The 14,767-nt window shown below is 72.9% G+C and carries 15 protein-coding genes and 1 pseudogene; 6 read left to right on the forward strand and 10 right to left on the reverse strand.

What is annotated here, in order from left to right; all coding sequences use genetic code 11:
- Positions 1–40: 40 nt before the first annotated feature.
- The 4 genes and pseudogenes from PZB75_RS02510 to PZB75_RS02525 all read right to left on the reverse strand — a co-directional run bounded on the left by PZB75_RS02510 (position 41) and on the right by PZB75_RS02525 (position 2,563).
- Entirely contained in the window at positions 41–616 is a 576-nt protein-coding gene (locus PZB75_RS02510; RefSeq protein WP_275533642.1) for a YbaK/EbsC family protein, read from the reverse strand.
- A gap of 303 nt (positions 617–919) precedes the next feature.
- Positions 920–1,165 (reverse strand): annotated as a pseudogene (locus PZB75_RS02515) (acyltransferase); the annotation flags it as partial.
- A 132-nt stretch (positions 1,166–1,297) separates the two neighbouring features.
- Positions 1,298–1,957: a DedA family protein gene (locus PZB75_RS02520; RefSeq protein ID WP_275533643.1), complete on the reverse strand. Its 660-nt coding sequence runs from the start codon at positions 1,955–1,957 to the stop codon at positions 1,298–1,300.
- Between the two features lie 168 nt (positions 1,958–2,125).
- Entirely contained in the window at positions 2,126–2,563 is a 438-nt protein-coding gene (locus PZB75_RS02525; protein ID WP_275538554.1) for a DUF4442 domain-containing protein, read from the reverse strand.
- Between the two features lie 109 nt (positions 2,564–2,672).
- Between PZB75_RS02525 and PZB75_RS02530 the strand changes: the two genes are divergently transcribed.
- Both PZB75_RS02530 and PZB75_RS02535 read left to right on the forward strand, forming a co-directional pair.
- Positions 2,673–3,731: a hypothetical protein gene (locus tag PZB75_RS02530; protein ID WP_275533644.1), complete on the forward strand. Its 1,059-nt coding sequence runs from the start codon at positions 2,673–2,675 to the stop codon at positions 3,729–3,731.
- A 221-nt stretch (positions 3,732–3,952) separates the two neighbouring features.
- Entirely contained in the window at positions 3,953–5,335 is a 1,383-nt protein-coding gene (locus PZB75_RS02535) for an MFS transporter (protein WP_275533645.1), read from the forward strand.
- Positions 5,336–5,357: 22 nt separating this feature from the next.
- Here PZB75_RS02535 and PZB75_RS02540 read toward each other — a convergent pair whose 3' ends face one another.
- The 4 genes from PZB75_RS02540 to PZB75_RS02555 all read right to left on the reverse strand — a co-directional run bounded on the left by PZB75_RS02540 (position 5,358) and on the right by PZB75_RS02555 (position 8,731).
- On the reverse strand, positions 5,358–6,203 hold the full coding sequence (locus PZB75_RS02540) for a fused MFS/spermidine synthase (RefSeq protein WP_275533646.1): 846 nt from the start codon (positions 6,201–6,203) through the stop codon (positions 5,358–5,360).
- A gap of 162 nt (positions 6,204–6,365) precedes the next feature.
- Positions 6,366–7,211: a patatin-like phospholipase family protein gene (locus PZB75_RS02545; protein ID WP_275533647.1), complete on the reverse strand. Its 846-nt coding sequence runs from the start codon at positions 7,209–7,211 to the stop codon at positions 6,366–6,368.
- 101 nt (positions 7,212–7,312) lie between these two features.
- The gene (gene tuf / locus PZB75_RS02550; RefSeq protein WP_275533648.1) at positions 7,313–8,482 is read right to left on the reverse strand and encodes an elongation factor Tu; all 1,170 of its coding nucleotides are present in this window, start codon (positions 8,480–8,482) and stop codon (positions 7,313–7,315) included.
- A gap of 90 nt (positions 8,483–8,572) precedes the next feature.
- On the reverse strand, positions 8,573–8,731 hold the full coding sequence (locus PZB75_RS02555; RefSeq protein ID WP_275533649.1) for a hypothetical protein: 159 nt from the start codon (positions 8,729–8,731) through the stop codon (positions 8,573–8,575).
- A gap of 125 nt (positions 8,732–8,856) precedes the next feature.
- Here PZB75_RS02555 and PZB75_RS02560 point away from each other — a divergent pair, with 125 nt between their 5' ends.
- Together PZB75_RS02560 and PZB75_RS02565 are read left to right on the forward strand one after the other, a co-directional pair.
- Positions 8,857–9,666, forward strand: coding sequence for a TVP38/TMEM64 family protein (locus PZB75_RS02560; protein WP_275533650.1), 810 nt, complete (start codon positions 8,857–8,859; stop codon positions 9,664–9,666).
- 87 nt (positions 9,667–9,753) lie between these two features.
- Complete coding sequence (locus PZB75_RS02565; protein ID WP_275533651.1) at positions 9,754–10,626, forward strand: undecaprenyl-diphosphate phosphatase; 873 nt, start codon at positions 9,754–9,756, stop codon at positions 10,624–10,626.
- Between the two features lie 156 nt (positions 10,627–10,782).
- Here PZB75_RS02565 and PZB75_RS02570 read toward each other — a convergent pair whose 3' ends face one another.
- Positions 10,783–11,160 carry a hypothetical protein gene (locus PZB75_RS02570; RefSeq protein ID WP_275533652.1) on the reverse strand — a complete coding sequence of 126 codons (378 nt, stop codon included), beginning with the start codon at positions 11,158–11,160 and terminating at the stop codon, positions 10,783–10,785.
- A 269-nt stretch (positions 11,161–11,429) separates the two neighbouring features.
- Here PZB75_RS02570 and PZB75_RS02575 point away from each other — a divergent pair, with 269 nt between their 5' ends.
- Positions 11,430–11,909 carry a nuclear transport factor 2 family protein gene (locus tag PZB75_RS02575; RefSeq protein WP_275533653.1) on the forward strand — a complete coding sequence of 160 codons (480 nt, stop codon included), beginning with the start codon at positions 11,430–11,432 and terminating at the stop codon, positions 11,907–11,909.
- 200 nt (positions 11,910–12,109) lie between these two features.
- Positions 12,110–13,771, forward strand: a complete 1,662-nt coding sequence (lnt, locus tag PZB75_RS02580; RefSeq protein ID WP_275533654.1) for an apolipoprotein N-acyltransferase — start codon at positions 12,110–12,112, stop codon at positions 13,769–13,771.
- Here the strand turns inward: lnt and PZB75_RS02585 are convergent.
- Entirely contained in the window at positions 13,743–14,648 is a 906-nt protein-coding gene (locus PZB75_RS02585) for a Gfo/Idh/MocA family oxidoreductase (RefSeq protein ID WP_275533655.1), read from the reverse strand. The genes lnt and PZB75_RS02585 overlap by 29 nt on opposite strands.
- Positions 14,649–14,767 lie beyond the last annotated feature (119 nt).

Consider the following 14,767-nt stretch of genomic DNA (forward strand, 5'->3'; position numbering starts at 1 on the left):
GGCCGCCGCCGACCGCACGCCTGGCACCGGGGCGGCCGCCTCAGACGCCGAGACCGTCGATCCGGACAGCGAGGCCGTCGACGATCTCGGCGTGCGGCAGCGCTGCCAGGGCCTTGCCCGTCACGATCAGTTTTCCGCGCCGGCTGCCGCTGCCGATCAGCACCCACTCCTCGTCGACGACGGCGGGGTCGATCAACAGCCGCCAGTCGTCCGGCAGTCCCACCGGGGTGACCCCGCCGTACTCCATACCGCTCTCCCCGAGCGCCACGTCCATCGGCGCGAAGGACACCTTGCGCGCGCCGAGGTGCCTGCGGGCCGCCCCGTTCGTGTCGACGCGTGAGTGGGAGAGGACGACGCAGGCGGCCAGTGTGGCTTCGCCACCACGCCGTCCCGTCAGGACCACGCAGTTGGCCGACCGGTTGAGCAGGTCGGCGCCGTGGTGCTCGGCGAAGACGGCCGTGTCGGCGATCTCCGGGTCGGTGTCGACGTGGATGATCTGTTCGGCGGGGACACCGCTCCAGCCACCACGCACCGCTTCGGCGACGGATGGGACGAGCAGGTCGGTACGGTCCGTGGCGGGGGAGGCATCCTCGAAGGTGCCGATGGGTGCACGCATGAAAGTCACGCTAACAGCCGCCGCCCGGCGCTGTGTTGTGCCTGGTGAGGCATAGGGGGCGGCCACCGGCGCACGGGTGGGACGCGGACCGCCGCCGTCGGTTCGGCGGGTTCGCGCCCCCCGTCGCGATCGGATGCGTACCGGCCTGCGGCCCGCTCGATCGGATGCGTACCGGCCTGCGGCCCGCTCGGAGGATCAGGTCCCGTTCGACCGCGGCCCGTCCGGCCGCACCGCCACCGACGACCGTTCCGCGGCATTCTCCGCGGGAGGGGGCGTGGGAGCCGGGGTACGCAGGGGCGGCCGCAGGGTGACCTGCTCACCGACGACGCGGTGGTCGCCGAGTTCGATCCACCGTTCCCCGAAGACCGTGCCCTGCGGGAAGGCGAGCCTCGTACCCACTCCGATCCGGCCGAACCGCAGTCGCCCGGGGTGGCGGGCCGTGACCGCGCCGGTCTCCTGTACCCATCGCCAGCCCCGGTGGACGGCCCGGGAGAGGACACGGCGCCGCAGGCCCGTCAGGGAGGAGACCGTGTTGCTGTTCTTCGGCACCCGCACACGGTAATCGGCCCGCTCACCGTCGGCCGAGGCGGTGACCTGTGACGTTCACCCCACCGCGCCGCAGGGCCCGGCACCCCCGCCGACACGGCGGACGACGCGCGGGGGCCCGCCGGACCGGCCGCCTCAGTCGGTGGAGGGCACGGACGCCGCGTCGGCCGGGGCAGGTGCCGTGGACTGCGCGGCCGCCTTCTTGGCCCGGTTCTTGAGCACCAGCATGGAGACCAGACCGATGAGCAGCGCGAGCACCAGGCCCAGCCAGGAGAAACGCTTGAGCCACGCCTCGGCCACCACGCCGACCGAGTAGATGACGGCCGTGGTGCCACCGGCCCAGACGATGCCGCCCAGCACGTTGGCGATCAGGAACTTCCAGTACGGCATGTGCAGGACGCCGGCCAGCGGACCGGCGAAGATGCGCAGCAGCGCGACGAAGCGGCCGAAGAAGACCGCCCACATGCCCCACTTCTCGAACGACCGCTCGGCCATGGCGATCTGTGCCTCGCCGAAGTGCTTGGGGAACTTCCCTCCGAGCCAGCCGAGCAGGGGGCGTCCGCCCTTGCGGCCGATGGCGTAACCGATCGAGTCCCCGACGACCGCTCCGGCGGTGGCGCAGACTCCGAGAATCACGGGATCGATGTCACCGTGCGAGGCGGCCAGCAGGGCCGCGCTGACCAGCACGATCTCCCCCGGCAGCGGGATGCCCAGGCTCTCCAGCCCGATCACGACCCCCACCAGGAGGTAGATGCTGACCGCGGGAATGGTTTCGAGCCACGCCTGGACGTCCAACGCCGGTTCCTCCCGTAATGATCTTCCGGTGCTCGCCCCGAGGAATCGTGGCACACCTGGGAAGCTTATCCGTCCGGACCGTGCGCGGGGCCGTCGCGCCCCTCGGCGGAGGGTGGCGCGACGGCCCCGGGAACACGTGTGACGGCGCGGCGGCCGGTGCGGGCGGGTTCAGGCGTTGGGACGGAGCGTCCAGACGACCGTCATCTCGCCCGTCACGGCCCCGTCGGCGCGCTCGATGGCGATGGAGACGGGAAATTCGGGGCGTTCGCCCTTGTCGAGTTCGGCGAGGACGTCGGCCGCCGGGCGGCCGAGGGTGGCGGTGGCCGTGACGACCCCCTTGGCCAGCTTCCTGTAGGCGATCTCCGCCTTGACGGCGAGCGGTACGGCCTGCGACATCCGGTCGCCGAAGGCGGCGATGACGATCGCCCCGCTCGCGGACTCGGCGAGGGTGAACATCGCACCGGCGTGCGGTCCCCCGAGGTGGTTGTGGTATTCGGGCTGGTCCGGCAAGCGCACGACGGCGCGTTCGGCCGTCGTCTCCAGGAATTCGAGGTTGAGGGTCCTGGCCATCGGTACCGTCGCGACGAGCAGGTCGCCGACCGTCATCTCTGCTTCGCTCATACCCGAACGCTACTCACCGGTAGCGGCGTTTGGCCATCCCCCCCTCGGGGGCGGCCGTAGCCGACGGGCCCCTCCCCCTCTATGGTTACTCGCCATGTGGCCAGGACAGCAGCCGCCCGGGGGCGAGCAGAACCCGCAGGACCAGAACCAGAACCCGTACCAGCAGCCGGGTTACCAGCAGCCGAACCCGTACCAACAGCCGGGATATCAGCAGCCGGGGCAGCAGCCCGGCCATCCGCAGCAGGGGCAGCCCGGCTACCAGCAGCCCAATCCGTATCAGCAGCCGACCGTGCCGCAGTACGCCGTGCCCGGTCAGCCGGGCGGTCCTGTGCCGGGTGGTCCGGACGGCGGCAGGAAGAAGACGACCGTCGTCGCGGTCGTCGCGGTCGCCGTGGTGGTCGTGGCCGCCGCCGTCACGGGCTTCCTCGTCCTGAACAAGGACGACGACAAGGACGGCCCGTCCGTCGCCGACGACAAGAAGGCGTCACCGTCGGCGGCCCCGTCGACCGTGGCCTCCTCCCCCGCCGCCAACCCGCGCGGCCCCGACGGGGACGCCAAGCCGCTCATCGCCGGCTGGAAGGTCGTCACCAACCCCAAGTGGGGGACGCAGTTCGACGTCCCGGGCGACTGGGAGGTGGACGGCCCCGGTGTCATCTCGGGCTTCGAGAACGCCAAGAAGCCCGCGGACGCGCCGGTCGTCGGCTTCTCCTCGCCCGCGCACCTCAAAAGCAAGTGGTGCGTCGACGACATCGACAAGGACGGCTCGTCGGAGACCACCAGCCTGGCGGGGACCGGCACCAAGGGCGGCCAGGGCGCCAAGAACACCGACGAGGCCGCCACCACCGAAGCCGGCAACTGGGCGTGGGCGGGCTACGCCCAGACCGCCCCCAAGGGCACCGTCAAGGTCGGCAAGCCCGCGCCGTACACCACCAGGTCCGGGCTGTCGGGCAGCGTCGTGACGGCCACCGCCCCCGGTGTGCCCAAGAAGAACAAGTGCGACACCGACGGCAAGTCGATCGCCTTCAGCTTCAAGAACGCCAAGGGTGACTTCTCCAGCTGGGTGCTGTACGCGAACACGGGCGTCAAGGACGAACTCCCGGACGCGACGATCCAGCAGATCCTCAGCACGGTGCGCCTGGCCGGACAGTCCTGACCGCGCACGAGGCGCCGGTCCGGTGCGGCCGGCCGAACGGCCTGAGGCGTACCGGGCTGCGCGGAGGCCGGACAGCGCACGAGCACGAGCGGCACGACAGCGCACGGGCCGAGCGGTTCCGACAAGGTCCGGCGGTGTGCGTGACCCGGCCGTCATCACCGGCCGGGTCCGCCCGGTAATCCCATTTGGCACGGCGGGGTGCCGACAGGGATAGTCCCCTGGTGACTCCCACCGCCAACCCCGCGTCCCGCCCCCGCCGCCCCGCCTGGGCCGACCGCAACTACGGTCTGCTGACCGCCTCCGCGATCATCACGGGTCTCGGTACGAACGGCGCGCTGATCGCGGCGGCGTTCGCCGTCCTGGAGTCGGGGGGCGACGGCGGTGACGTCGGTCTCGTCGCCGCCGCGCGCACCGCCCCGCTGGTGGTCTTCCTGCTGATCGGCGGCGCGATCGCGGACCGGCTGCCCAGGCACCGGGTGATGGTCGCGGCGAACTCCCTGAACTGCGTCTCGCAGGCGGCCTTCGCCTGGCTCGTGCTGACGGGCGAGCCACGCCTGTGGCAGATGATGCTGCTCACCGCACTCTGCGGCACCGGCCAGGCGTTCTTCTCCCCGGCGGCCGAGGGCATGCTGATGGCGAGCGTCAGCGGTGAACAGGCGAGTCGCGCCTTCGCGTTCTTCCGGATGTCCATGCACGGCGCCTCGATCGGCGGTGCGGCGCTGGGCGGCGCCATGATCGCGGCGATGAGCCCGGGATGGGTGCTCGCCGTCGACGCGGCGGCCTTCGCGGTGGCCGGTGCGCTGCGGGCCTTCCTCGACGTCGGCCACATCCCGGCGCGCGCCCCCGGCGGCGGGCTGCTGGCCGATCTGCGCGAGGGCTGGCGGGAGTTCGTCGGCCGGACCTGGCTCTGGGTGGTCGTGGCCCAGTTCTCGGTGGTGGTCGCCGTGGTCGGGGCGGCCGAGGCGGTGTACGGGCCGCTCGTCGCCCGCGACCAGCTCGGCGGGGCCCGGCCCTGGGGGTTCGCGCTCGCCGCCTTCGGGGTCGGGACGCTGGGCGGTGCGCTGCTGATGACGCGCTGGCGGCCCCGGCGGCTGCTGCTGGCGGGAACGCTCTGTGTGTTCCCGCTGGCCCTTCCGTCGGCGGGCCTCGCGGTTCCGCTGCCGGTGTTCTGGCTCTGTGTGGTGATGTTCGTCAGCGGCGTGGCCATCGAGGTGTTCGGCGTCTCCTGGATGACGGCGTTGCACCAGGAGATCCCGGAGGAGAAGCTGTCGCGGGTGTCGGCGTACGACTGGTTCGGTTCGGTGGCGATGGTGCCGGTCGCCACCGCCGTGGCCGGGCCCGTGGAGGGTGTGATCGGGCGCGGGCCGGCGCTGTGGGGCTGCTCCGCGCTCATCGTGCTTGTCACCGCCGGCGCGCTGAGCGTTCCGGCGGTACGGAACCTGACGCGCGTGACCGGCTCGAAGGAGGTCCCTCCGGCCCCGGTGACGGCCGTGCTGGCCATGCCTGCCGCGCCTGCCGCGCCTGCCGCGCCTGCCATGCCTGCCATGCCTGCCATGCCTGCCGCGACGGAGAGTACCGGGGTCGGCGAGGTCGGCCAAGGCTGAAGCCGGACCCGGGCCGGCGACGTCAGCCGAGGCTGAAGGCGCCGTCCGGGGGCTCCGGTGAGGCGACCGCGTCCGCGTCGTCGACCGGACGCGCCGTACCGATGAGACGGGCCAGCGCCCTGCCGTGCTCGACCCGGGCGGGGAAGGCGTCGGCGGCGCAGCGGCGGGCCAGCGACGCGGTGTCGAGGACACGGTGGGACGCCACGAGCACGAGGTTGCCGAAGCGCCGGCCGCGGAGGACGGCGGGTTCGGCGATCAGCGCCAGCTCCTCGAAGACCGTCGCGAAGTTGGCGAGCTGGGAGCGTACGAAGTCGTAGGGAGCGCCGTCCGCGAGGTTGGCGGCGTACACACCGTCGTCGCGCAGCACCCGCCCGGCCGCTCGCGCGTACTGGACCGAGGTGAGGTGGGCGGGCACCCGCGAGCCGCCGAAGACGTCCGCGATCAGGACGTCGACGGAGCCGGGCGGTGTCCGTTCCAGCCGTTCGCGGGCGTCCGCCCCGTGCACGGTGATTCCGCTGTCGGCGGGTAGCGGCAGTCGCTCGGCGACCAGGGCGAGCAGCCCGAGGTCGGCCTCCACGACGTCCTGGCGTGATCCGGGGCGGGTGGCGAGGACGTAGCGGGGCAGGGTGAGCGCGCCGCCGCCGAGGTGGAGCACGTCGAGCGGGACGCCGGGGCCGGCGGCGCGGTCCACGACGTGGGCGAGCCGTCGCGCGTACTCGAATTCGAGGTGGCCCGGATCGTCCAGGTCGACGTACGACTGGGGCGAGCCGTCGACGGTGAGCAGCCAGGCCCGCTCCCGGTCGACGTCGGGCAGCAGTCTGGCGGTGCCGCCGTCGACATCGCGGATCACGGGTATCGGTTGGTTCACCCGCCCATTGTGGGGTGCCGGGCGGGGCACTCCGCACCGGAACGGCTGCTGAGGCCGTCCGGGCCCGTGACCTGCGCCGTTCCCCCGGCACGTCCGGACCAGTCGCGCGCCGGACCCCGGACCAGCCGCACCGGACCCCGAGTCAGCCGCGCCGGCCCCGGATCAACCGTGCCAGACCGCGGAGACGGCCTCGGTGTGCGCCGCGGACTGGGCGAGTCCGGCGCGGGCCGCGGCGGCCCGGTGGGCCGGGTCGAGCGGGTTCCGCCCGAACGCCTTCTTCGCGGCCCGGTCCGGGGTGATCACCTCGACCCGGGCGCCCGCCTCGGCGAGGGCCGCCGCCTGGGCCCCTGGCGAGGCGATCGCCCGGTTGCCGAGGGCGCTGGGTGCGATGACGACGACGCGTGTGCAGCCGGCGGCGAGGTGGGCGTTGGCCGGGGAGTGGACTCCACCGTCGATCCAGGAGCGGCCGCCGGCCGTGACGACCGGCCAGACCGCGGGGACCGCGCAGCTCGCGGTGACGGCGTCGACGAGCGGGACTCCGCTGGTCCTGTCGAAGGTGTGCGGTTCGCCGGAGACTGCGTCCACGGCGGTGACGAGCAGTCCGCGTTCGGGCCAGTGGGGCGACGGGAGCCGCCCGGCGATGGTGACGCGCCGCTGGTCCGCGGTGACCTGGGGGCGTGTGGTCCGGGCCAGCGCGCCCAGTCGCCTTCCGTACGCCTCGGGGGTACGGGACGAGAGCGCCGCCCGTGCGTAACGGAGGAACAGGGTCACCGGCATCCTGCCCCCTGCCGGTTCCCGGCGTCCGCTGAGTTGACGCTCGTACAGCTCGCCGGCCGTGAGCAGTCCGGAGGCGAGCTGGGCGCCCACGACGGCGCCCGCCGAGCTGCCGATGACGACGTCCGCGGTGGACAGATCCACGCCCGCCTTGGCGAGTCCGTGCAGGATTCCGGTCTCCCAGGCGCTGCCGGTGACGCCGCCCGAGCCGAGTACCAGTGCTGTGTCCGCCATGGCCCCAGTCTGCCGCACGGCTGCGGACCCGCCTCCCCGGGGCGGGGGAGGCAGGTCCGCGCGGGCCCGGTGACGGACCGTCCGGGCCCGCGCGGACGGCGTCAGAGCAGGCCGGTCACCGTACCGGCGCCGACCGTCCGGCCACCCTCGCGGATCGCGAAGCCGAGTCCCGGCTCCAACGGGAGGTCCCGGCCCAGCTCGACGGTCATGGTCACCGTGTCGCCGGGACGTGCCACCGCCACGTCGCCGAGGTCGACGTCGCCGACGACGTCCGCGGTGCGGATGTAGAACTGCGGCCGGTAGCCGGTGGACACCGCGGTGGTGCGACCGCCTTCCCGCGTCGACAGCACGTACACCCGCGCCGTGAAGCGCCGGCCGGGACTGACGCTGCCGGGCGCCGCCACCACATGGCCGCGGCGGACCCGGTCACGCTCCACCCCGCGCAGCAGCAGCGCGACGTTGTCACCGGCCTCCGCGTGCTCCATCGGCTTGCCGAACGTCTCCAGACCGGTGACGACGGTGTCGACGTCCGCGCCGAGCACGGACACCCGGTCACCGATCCGGACGGCGCCGCGCTCGACGGCGCCGGTCACGACGGTGCCGCGCCCGGTGATCGTCAGCACGTTCTCCACGGGGAGCAGGAACGGCGCGTCGGTGTACCGCACCGGCATGGGTACGTACGTGTCGATCGCGTCGAGCAGCCCGTCGATGGCCGCGGTCCACCGGGGGTCACCCTCCAGTGCCTTGAGCCCGGAGACACGCACGACGGGAAGGGAGTCACCTCCGTAACCGTGCGCGGTGAGCAGTTCGCGCACCTCCAGCTCGACCAGGTCGGTCAGCTCGGGGTCACCGGCGTCGGCCTTGTTCAGGGCGACGACGATGTGGTCGACCCCGACCTGACGGGCCAGCAGGACGTGTTCGGCGGTCTGCGGCATGACCCCGTCGAGCGCGGAGACGACGAGGATCGCCCCGTCGAGCTGCGCGGCCCCGGTGACCATGTTCTTGACGTAGTCGGCGTGGCCGGGCATGTCGACGTGCGCGTAGTGACGGGTGTCGGTCTCGTACTCGACGTGCGCGATGTTGATCGTGATGCCGCGCTGCGCCTCCTCCGGTGCCCGGTCGATGCGGTCGAACGGGACGAAGGCGCCGGTGCCCCGCTCGCTGAGCACCTTGGTGATGGCGGCGGTGAGAGTGGTCTTGCCGTGGTCGACGTGACCCATGGTGCCGATGTTGAGGTGCGGCTTGGTGCGCACGTACGCCGTCTTGGGCATGGCTCTTTCCTTGGAATTCGAAGCCGGTCGTGGACCCCGGAGCCCCGCCGACCCTCCCCTTGCGGGGTCCGCCGGTCTGTCGGGGGAGGGTCAGCTTCGGGCGCCGCCGATGAGCGCTGCGGCTGCGGCGGGCGCGGCCGCCACGACGGTGAGCGCCATGACGGCGGCGATGGCCGTGCTGTGCGTGACGGCAGCCTTCGCCGGGCCCGCGACTGCGGACCGCGCTGCGAGGAAGGCGTACCGGAACATGCCCTGATGATGGGCCGGACGGCGGGCGCCCGTCGAATGGTTTTCGCGCCCGGACGAGCGCCGCCGGGTGGTTCGTGCCGCGGGCGTTACGCCGTTCACACACAGGTGTCGGTTACTCTCCCGGAATGCTCGCCCCCGCTCCCGCCGCCCGGCCCGGCAGCGGCCTCGCCGTGCGCTGCGCGCGGGCCCTGCTCTCCCCCTGGTCGCGGCTCTCCCTGCTCGTGGTCGTGCTCTCGGCCGCCGCCGCGACGATGCTGGTGCTCGAACCCCAGCGGCTGCTGGCGGACGGCTGGCCGGACCGGCTGACCGGCGCTGCGGCGGTCGTGCTGTTCGGTGTCGCGTACGGCGTGTGCACCGTCGCGTTCGTCCCCAGACCGCTGCTCAATCTCGCGGCGGGCGCGCTGTTCGGCGCCCAGGCGGGTCTGGGCGCGGCGCTGGCCGGGACGGTGCTCGGGGCAGGTGTGTCGTTCGGGCTCGTCCGGGTGCTGGGTCAGGACGCGCTGCGCACGCTGGTGCGCGGCCGGTGGCTGACGGCGGCCGACGGGCAGCTGAGCCGGCACGGTTTCCGCTCGATGCTGGCGCTCCGGCTCTTCCCCGGTGTGCCGTTCGCCGCCGCCAACTACTGCGCGGCGGTCTCCCGGATGGGCTGTCCGCCGTTCCTGCTGGCGACCGGGCTCGGTTCGGTGCCGAACACCGCCGCGTACGTCGTCGCGGGCAGCGAGGCGGCCTCCCCGACCTCACCCGCCTTCCTGGCCGCGACGGGTTTCATCGTGCTGACGGGGATCGGGGCGGTCCTGGTCGCCTGGCGCAAGCGCCACCGGCTGAGCGGGAACGGTGTGTCACCCGTACGCCGGAAGGACGCCGCTTTCCGTTCATCCGGGGCCGGTAACCTGCCCGCGACCGACAAGGAGACGCCGGGGCCACCTGCGCCCTGAATCCCTTATGACCGCACCCCGCACGGAGCCGACGGCCCTCATGCCCGGCGGCCGTCGCCTGATCATCCCCGGGATGGCCTGACCCCCATGAGCTGGTTCGAATCGTTCGTCCTGGGCCTTGTACAGGGACTGACCGAGTTCCTGCCGATCTCCTCCAGTGCCCATCTGCGGCTCACCGCCGCGTTCGCGGGCTGGCACGACCCGGGTGCGGCGTTCACCGCCATCACCCAGATCGGCACGGAGGCGGCGGTCCTCATCTACTTCCGCGAGGACATCGCCCGGATCGTCTCGGCGTGGTTCCGTTCCCTGACCGACTCGGCGGCGCGCCGGGACCACGACGCGCAACTGGGCTGGCTGGTCATCGTGGGGTCCATCCCCATCGGGGTGCTCGGTGTGACGTTCAAGGACCAGATCGAGGGCCCGTTCCGCGATCTGCGGCTGATCGCGACGACGCTGATCGTGATGGGCGTCGTCCTCGGGATCGCCGACCGGCTCGCCGCCCGCGACGAGATCGGCGGCCGGCACCGCGCGACGCGGGACCGCAAGTCGCTCAGGGACCTCGGCGTGAAGGACGGTCTCATCTTCGGGTTCTGTCAGGCCATGGCGCTGGTCCCGGGCGTCTCGCGGTCGGGCGCGACGATCAGCGGCGGTCTGCTGATGGGCTACACCCGTGAGGCGGCGGCGCGCTATTCGTTCCTGCTGGCCGTCCCGGCGGTGCTGGCGTCCGGTGTCTTCGAACTGAAGGACGCGGGCGAGGGACATGTGTCGTGGGGTCCGACGATCTTCGCGACCGTCATCGCGTTCGCGGTCGGCTACGCGGTGATCGCGTGGTTCATGCGGTTCGTCTCGACCAGGAGTTTCATGCCGTTCGTCGTCTACCGGGTACTGCTGGGCGTGCTGCTGTTCGCTCTGGTGGCGGCCGGTGTGCTGAGCCCCCACGCGGGTGAGTCCGCGGGATGACACGCCCGTGACGCCGTCCCCCCGGACCGACCGGGGTGGCGCGTCCCGGAGCCGCTGAACAAGCCGTCGGGGACGCCGGTGTCCACGCGCGCGGTGCGGCGCTCCGCCGACACGGTACGGGTGGACACCGGCGGCGACGGATCGCTTCGGCGAGCGTCAGAAAGCCGCACCCGGGGCCTCGTCGGGTCCGGTCTCCTCGATCCGGAGAGCGAGATCCCGCAGGACATCGGTGGACGACACGTCCGTCTGTCCGGAGTCGTGCACCTGTGCCAGCATCGTGAAGGCCAAGGTGAACGCCCCCACCAACTGCTCCACCGCGCCGCCCACTTCGCGCCCCACGAGAGCCGCGACCTCTTCGATGGTGGCGTCCTCGGAGATGGCGATCTTCGGCATGGTCTCGTCCAGCAGAGCCGTTACGACACCGGTCTCCGTCTCCAGATCATCACGTTCACTGTCCTCCGCGAGCAGGCGGTGCATCTCGCCGGCTTCGGTGAGGATGCCGATCACTCGCTTCACGACTTCACTCTGCTCCATGCCCCGAGCTTACGGCCCGCTCCCCGGGACCGGGTTCATCCCGTCCGTACTCCGCCGGAGCCATCGCCGGATCGGTGCTCCCCTCCCCACCGGACCGGCCGGCCGCGTACCCGCCCCCGCCCTGCCCCCTCCTCCCCGCCCCCGCGCCTCACCGCCCGCCCCGGTTCGATGTCTCCGCCGGGAGACCGCCGCCACCGGCGGCCGGAAGTCTTCGGCATCCGCCGCGTTCAGCCCTTGGAGTTGTGCGCCGACTACCGGAGACTGACCGGATGACGCAGCGTGTGGATCTTTCGGCCGTGATGGACCAGCTCTCCATCGACGCGGTGATCACCGGCTACGCCGTGGCGGTGGACGACGGCTCGTGGTCCGACTACCGGGCACTGTTCACACCGGAGGGCCGCGCCGACTACCGGAGCGCGGGCGGCGTCGAGGGTCCGGCCGCCGACGTCGCCCGATGGCTGGAGGAGTCGCTGCGGCGCTTCCCGGTCCGTCAGCACCTGATCGTCAACCGCCGGCTCACCCTCCAGGACCTGGGCGGCTATCCGGGCGACCGCGCCGAGGTGCGGGCCGACTACCTCAATCCGATGCGGCGGGAGACCGGATCGCCGGGAGCGGACGGGCCGCCGACCGTACCCAACTTCCTGACCGGCGGACGGTACGCCTTCGAGCTGCTGCGTACGGACGCGGGATGGCGCATCCGTACGGTCGTCGTCGAGGAGAAATGGCGGCGCGCCCCGGACACTCCATGAGTGCCCCGGGCCCCCTGAACGACCCGGGCACGTGACCGCCCCGGCCGCCCCCGGGCGCCGTGTTCCGCCGGACCGGGCGACGCGCCCGATGTCCGTCCCCCTGTCACCGTCCCGCCCGCTCCCCCACACTGAGGGACCGGGAGCAGAACACCGGGTCACCCGGCAGAACGCCCGCCGGGCGGTACGAGGAAGGGCGCCGCATGCGGAATCCGGTCGGTGGTCAGGACCAGCGGGCACGACGGGAGCGGCGCGTACAGCGGACGCGGCCCGCCCGGCAGACGGAGGGACGGCGGGTCCGGTGGGACGACGCCGTGGCCAGGGCGGCGGCCTCGCCCTGGTGGCGCGGGGCCGCCGCCCTGGCCGCCGGGGCCCTTCCGACGCTCGCCTTCCCCGCCCCCTCGCTCTGGTGGCTGGCGTATGTCGCCCTGGTGCCGTGGCTGCTGCTGATCCGTACGGCGGGTACGGGCCGCCGGGCCGCGCTCGACGGCTGGCTCGGCGGGGCCGGGTTCATGCTCGCCGCGCACCACTGGCTGCTGCCGAGCCTCCATGTGTTCCTCGTGGTGCTCGCCGCTCTGCTCGGTCTGCTGTGGGGGCCGTGGGGCCTGCTGGTCCTCCGGATGCTCGGCGGATCACCGTCCGTCGCCCGGACGGTGGCCGGGCTGTTCGTGATCCCGTCCGGCTGGCTGATGATCGAACTGATCCGGTCCTGGGAAGGACTCGGCGGCCCCTGGGGACTGCTCGGCGCTGGCCAGTGGCAGGTCGCGCCCGCGCTGCGGGTGGCATCGGTCGGTGGGGTGTGGCTGGTGAGTTTGCTGCTGGTGGCGGTGAACACGGCGATCGCCGTGCTGCTGGTCGACTCCGCGGCGCGCACGGCCGTGCTCGCCGGGGTCGCGCTGGGTGCGCTGGCCGTGGGGGCGGTCTCGGCATGGGCGCCGAGGCCCGAGCCTGCGGGCATGGCCAGGATCGCAGTCGTACAGCCCGGGGTCGTCGAGGGTGCGGGCAGCATCGGTCGCCGGTTCGAACGCGGCGAGGAACTGACCCGCACCCTGGTGGGCCAGGACGTCGACCTGGTGGTCTGGGGCGAGAGCAGTGTGAGCGTCGATCTGTCCCGGCGGGCGGGTCCGGCGGCACGGATCGCCGCACTCGCCCGCCGGGTCGGCGCCGATGTCCTGGTCGGTGTGGACGCCCGGCAGACCGACGGTTCGGGCCGCACGGGGATCTTCAAGAGCGCGGTGCTGGTGGGTCCCGACGGACCGACCGGGGACCGCTACGACAAGATGCGTCTGGTGCCGTTCGGCGAGTACGTACCGGCCCGTTCGGCCCTCGGCTGGGCGACCTCGGTCGGCCGGGCCGCGGGTGAGGACCGGCTGCGCGGCACCCGGCAGGTCGTGATGACCCTGCCGGGGAGATCGGGCCTGGGCGAGGGCACGGCCCGCGGCCTGCGGATCGGCCCGCTGATCTGCTTCGAGACGGCGTTCCCGGACATGAGCCGGCAGCTGGCCGGGGACGGTGCGCAGGTCCTGGTCGCCCAGTCGTCGACCTCGTCGTTCCAGGGCGGCTGGGCGCCCGCCCAGCACGCGTCGCTGGGCGCCCTGCGGGCCGCCGAGAGCGGACGGCCGGTGGTGCACGCCACGCTCACCGGGACGAGCACGGTGTACGGGGCCGGGGGCGGCCGGGTCGGATCGCCGCTGGACACGGACACGAGCGGGGCCGCCGTGTTCGACGTACCGCTGTCGACGGGCACCACGCTCTATGTCCGCTTCGGTGACTGGCCGGTGCGGGGGGCCGCGGCGGTGCTGCTCGTCCTGGGCGCCGCCGAGGGGCTGCGGTCGGTCAGAAGGCGTGTGCCAGCGCTTCGCTGACGACCAGTTCGCACAGCTCATGGGTGGCCAGCGCGTCCCGGGCGCTGAGCACCTTCCCGGCCCGTACGGCGTCGAGGAAGGTGAGCACGCTCTGTTCGATGCCGCGCTGGCGGGCGACCGGCACCCAGTCGCCCCGGCGCCGCACGGTCGGTTCCCCGTGGTGGTCGACGATCTCCCCGAGATTGAACACCTGCCGCTTGGAGTCCTCGCCGGAGACCTCCAGGATCTCCTCGGTCGAGCCGTTGCGCCGGTTCATCATGCCGATGGCGGTGAACCCGTCCCCGGACAGTTCCAGCACGACGTGGTGCATCCGGCCGTCGCGGACGCGTGCCCGCACGACGGTGTGCTCGACCGCTCCCGGGACCAGGAAGCGCAGGGTGTCGACGACGTGGATGAAGTCGTCGAGCACCATGACGCGGGGGTCCTCGGGCAGCCCGACCCGGTTCTTCTGCATCAGGATCAGCTCACGCGGATGCTCGGCGCATTCCGCGTAGCCGGGGGCGAGCCGGCGGTTGAAGCCCACCGCGAGCGTGACCACCCGCTCGTCCGCGAGGTCCACCAGCCGCCGCGAGTCGGCGAGTTCGTAGGCGAGCGGCTTGTCGACGTACGTGGGGACGCCCGCCTCCAGCAGTCGGCGGGTGATCTCCGGGTGCACGGCGGTCGGGGCGTGCACGAAGGCGGCGTCCAGGCCCTGGGCGAGCAGCGCGTCGAGGTCCGTGTGGCACCGGTCGGGCGCGATCCGGTGGGCTCCGGCGACGGCGGCGAGCGTCGCCGGGGTACGGGTCTGCAGATGCAGATCGACGCCGGGCAGCGTGGTGAGTACCGGCAGATACGCCTTCTGCGCGATGTCGCCGAGCCCGATGCAGCCGATCCTCACAGTGGGTCTCCCTCAACGCCGTGTCCCGTGCGCTCCTGCGCCTGGGCAGCATACGTGCGCCGCCGGAGCCCTCCGACGGCGGCGTCCGCCGCCGCACCGGCCGGCCGGCCGCGGATATC

Source organism: Streptomyces sp. AM 4-1-1 (genome assembly GCF_029167625.1).
Lineage (GTDB): Bacteria > Actinomycetota > Actinomycetes > Streptomycetales > Streptomycetaceae > Streptomyces.